The following is a 7,002-nucleotide window of genomic DNA, read 5'->3' on the forward strand; positions in this document are numbered from 1 at the left end:
CACGGCTGGGACTGCTCCTCCCGGTACGGCTGCTCAGAACCCCCGGTGGCCGGCGAAGAACACCAGCCGGTACTTGCCGATCTGCACCTCGTCGCCGTTGGCGAGCGTCCACTCGTCGATCCGCTCGCGGTTGACGTAGGTGCCGTTGAGGCTGCCCACGTCCGCCACCGTGAAGCCGGTCGCGGTGCGGCGGAACTCCACATGCCGCCGGGAGACGGTGACATCGTCCAGGAAGATGTCGCTCTCGGGGTGGCGCCCGGCCGTGGTCAGGTCGGAGTCCAGCAGGAAGCGGCTGCCCGAGTTGGGCCCGCGACGCACGATCAGCAGCGCCGACCCGGCGGGCAACGCGTCGATCGCGGCCAGCACCTCCGGCGACAGCGCCGGCTGGCTGCCGGTGCCGGTGGCGTCCGGGTCGTACGACTCCAGGCCGGAGATCGAGATCGTCGAGGTGGTCTCGGCAGGCCGCTCAGCCGGGTGGCCGCCGCGCAGCGGGGCACCGCAGTTGGAACAGAAGCGGGCCGCCTCCGGATTGTGGTTCCCGCACCGGGTGCACACCGTCGCAGCCATGGCGTTCGCAGCCTCCTGGCGCGGGCCGCCAGGGTGGGCGGCGCCCGCGTAGGGATCGGGGGTGAACCCTCCACCTGAGGTTGAGGGTCCCGCGTCGAAACCTATGCGCGGTGCGCCCGAGGGGTCAACCGACGCGCCGTAAGCTCCGCTGCGGCCACCCGGATTCCCACCGGTGCCCTCGCCGTCCCGGAACAGCGGGCGGTCTCCGGCCTGGGTGGCGAACTCGTCGCCCTGCGGGGCACCCCGCATCCCCGGCACCCCGCCGGGCTCCTCGCCGGCACGGCGGTGGCGTGCGGTGGGTGCCTCGGCGGCGCCGCGGCGTGCGTTGCGGCCGAACAGCTTCGAGAACAGACTCACGGGCGAATCCCCTTGCGTGAAACAGACCCGCCCGCGGGGCGAGGTGGTGTGGTCGTTGGACAGTCTGGCGGACGGACCCGCCGCAGGCGGCACCGGGGGCGGGCGGAGGCACCGGTCATTGCTGCGCCGGCCGAGCGTACTCAGCGGCCTTCGACTTGATCAAGGCATCCACGGTGAGCTTCTGCTCCTCGGTGATGGTGGCCGTGGCCTGCTCCTTCTCCAGGGTACGCACCACACCGCCGGGGATGTTGAGGGCGGGCTGGAGATCCTGAGGATTCCCGATCACGGTGAACACGTAGGGCTGCGACACGCTCTTTCCGTCGATCTGCACCCCGCCCGACGAGGGGTCGGTGAAGTAGGTGTCCGCGACCACGCGCACGTTGTTGATCTGAATCGCCTCCGCCCCCGCCGCCCGCAGTTCCTGCAGCGTGTCCAATAGCATATCCGCCTTGACGTGGCCCTCGGGGTCCTTGATCGTCAGCGAGATGCCCGGCCCGGTCGCCTTGACCGTACCGGCCAGCACCCCGAGCTCGTCCTCCTTGCGGCGGGTCTGCGCCTGCGCCTCCTTGGCCTGGTTGGAGCTGGTCTCCAACTGGGCCAGCGACTGCTCCAGCTGGTGCTTCTCCTGCTGGAGGCGCTGCTGCCTGCCGTCGAGCTCGTCGAGGATGCGGACCAGGTCCTCCTGGCGGGCGCCGCGCAGCTGGCTCTGGTCGTTGGTGGAGCGGACCTGGATGGCCAGCCCCAGGCCCAGCGCGCAGAGCAGCACCGCGACCACCAGCTGGGCCCGCGAGACGCGCGGCGGCCAGGCGGCGGCCAGCAGCCGGTGCCGACCGTCCTGCGCGGTGCCCTCCGGCTCCGGGTCGGTGCCGGGCTCGGGCGGCTCCTGCCGCTGCTCCGGCGGCTCCGGGAGCGCCGACCGCTCCGCCGGTTCCGGTTGCGGGGTGGCGGCCTTCGGCGGCCCGGCCGGCTCCGGGGGCGTACCGCCGCGCTGCTCGGGCGTGCCGTGGCCGCCCGGCTCGGCGGCGGGCAGCTCCGGGGCGCCGTCCCCGCGCCCCGGCTCGCTCTCGTCCTGACTCACCCGTGCTCCCGCCGGCCCATGCGCTTCACTGTCGTCGCTGCGTTCATCGAGTCGCTGCCGGCCCGTCACGCCCGGAAGACATGGCGGCGGATCGCCGCCGCGTTGGAGAAGATCCGGATGCCGAGCACCACGACCACGCCGGTCGACAGCTGGGAGCCCACCCCCAACTGGTCACCGAGGAAGACGATCAGGGCCGCGACCACCACATTGGAGAGGAACGAGACGACGAAGACCTTGTCGTCGAAGATCCCGTCCAGCATCGCCCGCAGACCGCCGAAGACGGCGTCCAGCGCCGCCACCACGGCGATCGGCAGATAGGGGACCACGGCGTCCGGTACCTCGGGCTGGACCACGAGTCCCAGCACGACCCCGACCACGAGCCCCAGTACGGCAATCACGGTGTTGCTCCTCCTGTCCCTGCGCCGGCCGTCCCCGCCCCGGCACTGCTTGCTCCGGTCCTCGCCGGCCCGGCCTTCCCCGGCCCGGCCTTCCCCGGCTTGGACTTCCCCGGTCCGGGCTTCGCCGCTGCGGACTTCTGCGGCCGGGCATAGCGCAGCGTCACACCGGTCGCCGCCGGCACGTCGACGCTCCCCTGCACCGAGACGCTCGCCCGGATTCCGTAGTCGTCCTGCAACAGCTTGAGGTACCGGCCCCCCACACTGTCGTGGAAGCGGGTGCCGAGCCCCCGGCCGTCCCCGATGGCCAGCACGGTGTACGGCGGCACCAGCGGCCTGTTGTCCACGAGTATGGCGTCTCCGGCGGCCCGGATCGCCGAAAGCGCGGTCAGCCGCTGGCCGTTGACGGCGACCGCCTCCGCGCCCGACACCCACAGGCCGTTGACGACCAGTTGCAGATCCCGGTCGCGGACCCGGCCGCTGTTCCCGAACCCGCTGGAGTCCCTGGGGTTGGTACCGCCCTCACCGCCCACCGCGTCCGGCGCGTCGTCCACCACCAGCTTCAGCCCCGGCCCGGTCGCCGCGACGGTACCGGCGACCAGCCCCAGCCCCTGCAACCGCTGGTCCTCGCCCGAGGAGTTGAGCGCCTGCCGCTGCGCGTCGTCCACCTGGGTCCGCAACCGCTCTATGTCCTGCTGCATCCGGTCCGCCGAGGAGTCCGCCGCGTCGATGCGGTCGATCAGCTCCTGCCGCTCCTTGGCCAGCGTCGGCGCGGCCTCATGCGACTGGACCCCGCCCACGGTGACCACGATCGCCGCCAGCGCCAGGCCGACCGCCAGCACCAGCCGCCCGCGTGCGGCGGAGGGCATCCGGCTGCTGCCGTACGCGCCCCTGCGCCGCGCCGCCTCGGCGTACCCGTCGTCCAGGCTGTGGTCCATGACATTGGTCAGCAGCGACATGGAGGCGTCCGGGCGCGCGTACCGCGCATCGGGCTCTCGGGTCGTCCGCTTCTCCGGCATGCCGGACATCGTCGCATGTCGAGCGGGGGCCCCTCGCACAACCCCCGCCACAGCGGAGCCTATCGGAGACACGATCGTGACAAAGCCGCCGATACGCCGGGGTGAACGCCCGGCGACGGCCGGGCAGCACTGCGGGGGCGCCCGGCCGGGCGCCCCCGCAGTCGGCCGTTGTCCGGGTCTCCGCTAGCGTCCGGCCCCCTCCACCACGGCCGCCCACTCGTCCAGCAGCGCCTCGGTCGACGCCTCGTCCGGGCCCTCGGCCCACAGGTGGGTGACCGCCTCGGCCGGGTCGGGCAGCACCATGGTCCAGCGCCCGTCGGTCTCCACCACCCGGACCCCGTCGGTGGTGTCCACCTGCCGGTCACCGGCCGCCTCGACCACCGAGCGCATCACCATGCCCTTGGCGGACCACGGGGTGGCCAGGTCCCGGCGGTGCACATGGGCCTTCGGGATGCGCGCGTCGATCTGGCTGAGCGTCAGCTGCGTACGGGCCACCAGGCCGATCAGCCGTACGAAGGCCGCGGCGCCGTCGAAGACCCCGCTGAACTCCGGCACCACATAGCCGCCCCGCCCGTCACCGCCGAAGACGGTGCCCTCGGCCGCCGACGCCCGGGTGAGGTCGTCGGGCGAGGTCGTGGTCCACAGCACCTGGGTGCCGTGGTACGCCGCCACCTGCTCGGCGATCCTGGTGGTGGTGACAGGCAGCGCCACCCGGCCGCTGCGCCGCTCGGCCGCGACCAGGTCCAGCAGGACCAGCAGCGCCCGGTCGTCCTCGATGATCCGGCCCCGCTCGTCCACGAAGGAGACCCGCTCGCCCACCGGGTCGAAGCGCACCCCGAAGGCCGCCCGGGAGGAGGCGACCAGCTCACCGAGCCGGATCAGCCCGGCCCGGCGGTCCTCGGTGGTCTCGGTGGGATGGGTCTCGTCCAGGCCGCCGTTCACGGTCAGCGCCTCGACGCCGAGCCGGCCCAGCAGGCTGGGCAGCACCAGCGAGGCACTGCCGTGGGCGGTGTCCACGACCACCTTGAGGTCGGACTCGGCCACCCCGCTGATGTCCACGGCCCGCAGGAGCGTTCCTGCATAGGAGTCGAAGACCCGGGAGGAGGAGGTGAGGTCACCGATCTCACCGGGGAACGCCCGGCGGTACTCCTGGCGGGCGTACACCCGGTCCAGCTTGCGCTGACCGGCCTGCGAGAGGTCGGCGCCCCGCTCGTCGAAGAACAGGATGTCCACCGAGTCCGGCACGCCCGGTGTGGTCCGCAGCATGATGCCGCCCGCGCTGCCGCGCGCGGTCTGCTGCCGGGCCACCGGCATCGGCACGTTCTCCAGGTCGCGTACGTCGATGGCGCTGGTCTGGAGAGCCGAGATCATCGCCCGCTTGAGCGCCCGCGCGCCACGGGAGTGGTCACGCGCGATGGTGACGGTGGCGCCCTTCTTGAGCGTGGTGGCATAGGCCCCGGCGAGCCGGACCGCCAGCTCCGGGGTGATCTCCACATTGAGGATGCCGGAGACCCCGCGCGCCCCGAAGAGGTGCTCCTGGCCACGGGACTCCCAGATCACCGAGGTGTTGACGAAGGCGCCGGCCTCGATGGTCTTGAACGGGTAGACCCGGACGTTGCCGGCGATGATCGACTCTTCCTCGATCAGGCACTCGTCACCGATCACCGCCCCGTCGTCGATCCGGGCCGCCCGCATGACATCGGTGTTCCGGCCGATCACGCAGCCGCGCAGATTGCTCTGCGGCCCGATGTAGACGTTGTCGTGCACCACGGCCTTGTGCAGGAAGGCGCCCCGCTTGACCACCACGTTGCTGCCGAGCACGGTGTGCTCCCGCAGCTCGACGCCGGCCTCGACCTTGGCGTAGTCCCCGATGTACAGCGGGCCGCGCAGCACCGCCTCGCGGTCCACCTCGGCGCCTTCGGCCACCCAGACGCCCGGCGAGATCTCGAAACCGTCGATGTCGACGTCGACCTTGCCCTCCAGGACGTCGGCCTGCGCCTTGACGTAGCTCTCGTGGGTGCCGACGTCCTCCCAGTAGCCCTCGGCGATGTAGCCGTAGATGGGCTTGCCTTCCTTGAGCAGCTGCGGGAAGACGTCGCCCGACCAGTCGACGGACTCGTCGGCCGCCACGTACTGGAAGACCTCCGGCTCCATCACATAGATGCCGGTGTTCACGGTGTCCGAGAAGACCTGCCCCCAGGTGGGCTTCTCCAGGAAGCGCTCGACCTTGCCCTCGTCGTCGACGATGGTGATGCCGAACTCGAGGGGGTTGGGGACCCGGGTCAGGCAGACGGTGACCAGTGCGCCCTTCTCCCGGTGGAAGCGGATCAGGTCGGTGAGGTCGAAGTCGGTGAGCGCGTCACCGGAGATGACCAGGAAGGAGTCGTCCTTGAGCGCGTCCTCCGCGTTCTTGACGCTGCCTGCCGTCCCGAGCGGTACCTCCTCATTGGCGTAGGTCAGGGACATCCCCAGTTCCTCGCCGTCACCGAAGTAGTTCTTGACCAGCGATGCAAGGAACTGCACGGTGACCACGGTCTCATTGAGACCGTGCCGCTTGAGCAGCCTCAGTACGTGCTCCATGATCGGGCGGTTGACCACCGGCAGGAGCGGCTTGGGCATGCTTGAGGTCATCGGGCGCAGGCGAGTGCCCTCGCCTCCGGCCATCACGACGGCCTTCATGTCGGGTGCGTCCTCCTTCAGGGCTGTGGACGTCAGTCCATCCGACTGTTCCCGTGCTCCCCGTGCTCAGGTAGGCATCCGCCCCGTCCGACGCTACGGGATCAGCCGGTCGCGGTGTCCGCCTTCAGGATTCGGCGGACCTGCACCGCGTACAGAATCCCTGCCCACCAATAGAGGGTTGTACCCCACCAGGCGAACGCCCATCCGAAGATTGCGGCCGCATTGCCCAGCCAGCCGTCCCAGTCACTGAGAAGGAGCAAGGGGAATGCGTACATCAGGTTGAACGTGGCGGCCTTCCCCAGGAAGTTCACCTGGAACGGACCGTAGCCGTTCCGGCGCAGGATGAGCAGCATCACTGCCATGAACAGCTCACGAAGCAGCAGAATCGCCGTGAGCCACCAGGGGATGATCTCCCGCCAGGTGAGGCCGACCAGGGTCGACAGCACGTACAGCCGGTCGGCCGCCGGGTCCAGCAGCTGGCCCAGTCGGCTGATCTGCCCCCATTTACGGGCGAGCTTCCCGTCCAGATAGTCGCTCACCCCGCTCAGCAGCAGGATCAGCAGCGCCCAGCCATCACTCTTCGGGCCACCGAACTCGGGCCGGAGGATCAACCACAGGAACACCGGCACGCCGACCAGACGCGCCATGCTCAGCAGATTGGGGATGGTGAGGACGCGATCCGTCTGGACGCGCGTCTCCTGAACCTCCACCCGGGGGCCTCCTGTCCGGGGTACCGACGATGCACGCCGACTTTACCTGGCCATGGGAACGGGCCGGCGCCGACCCCTCGACCCGCCCCAGGACGCGAAAAAGCCGTGGCCCCAGCGTTGAACGCTGGGGCCACGGCCTCAATGATTGTTCGGCGGCGTCCTACTCTCCCACAGGGTCCCCCCTGCAGTACCATCGG

General features: G+C 70.8%; 6 protein-coding genes. All 6 read right to left on the minus strand.

What is annotated here, in order from left to right:
* Positions 1 to 33 precede the first annotated feature (33 nt).
* Positions 34 to 1,017, minus strand: a complete 984-nt coding sequence (locus ACIQGZ_RS26965; RefSeq protein ID WP_402606592.1) for an FHA domain-containing protein — start codon at positions 1,015 to 1,017, stop codon at positions 34 to 36.
* A gap of 22 nt (positions 1,018 to 1,039) precedes the next feature.
* A complete protein-coding gene (locus ACIQGZ_RS26970; protein ID WP_402606595.1) occupies positions 1,040 to 2,002 on the minus strand; it encodes a DUF881 domain-containing protein in 963 nt (320 codons plus the stop codon).
* Between the two features lie 65 nt (positions 2,003 to 2,067).
* Positions 2,068 to 2,400 (minus strand): small basic family protein, encoded by a 333-nt coding sequence (locus tag ACIQGZ_RS26975; RefSeq protein ID WP_402606598.1) that lies wholly within the window; start codon positions 2,398 to 2,400, stop codon positions 2,068 to 2,070.
* Complete coding sequence (locus ACIQGZ_RS26980) at positions 2,397 to 3,416, minus strand: DUF881 domain-containing protein (protein ID WP_402606600.1); 1,020 nt, start codon at positions 3,414 to 3,416, stop codon at positions 2,397 to 2,399. Before ACIQGZ_RS26980 ends, ACIQGZ_RS26975 begins: the two co-directional genes overlap by 4 nt.
* Positions 3,417 to 3,599: 183 nt before the next feature.
* On the minus strand, positions 3,600 to 6,095 hold the full coding sequence (locus ACIQGZ_RS26985) for a sugar phosphate nucleotidyltransferase (RefSeq protein WP_402606602.1): 2,496 nt from the start codon (positions 6,093 to 6,095) through the stop codon (positions 3,600 to 3,602).
* Between the two features lie 101 nt (positions 6,096 to 6,196).
* Entirely contained in the window at positions 6,197 to 6,805 is a 609-nt protein-coding gene (pgsA, locus tag ACIQGZ_RS26990) for a CDP-diacylglycerol--glycerol-3-phosphate 3-phosphatidyltransferase (protein WP_402606605.1), read from the minus strand.
* Between the last annotated feature and the right edge of the window lie 197 nt (positions 6,806 to 7,002).

It is taken from the genome of Streptomyces sp. NPDC092296 (genome assembly GCF_044755465.1).
GTDB lineage: Bacteria > Actinomycetota > Actinomycetes > Streptomycetales > Streptomycetaceae > Peterkaempfera.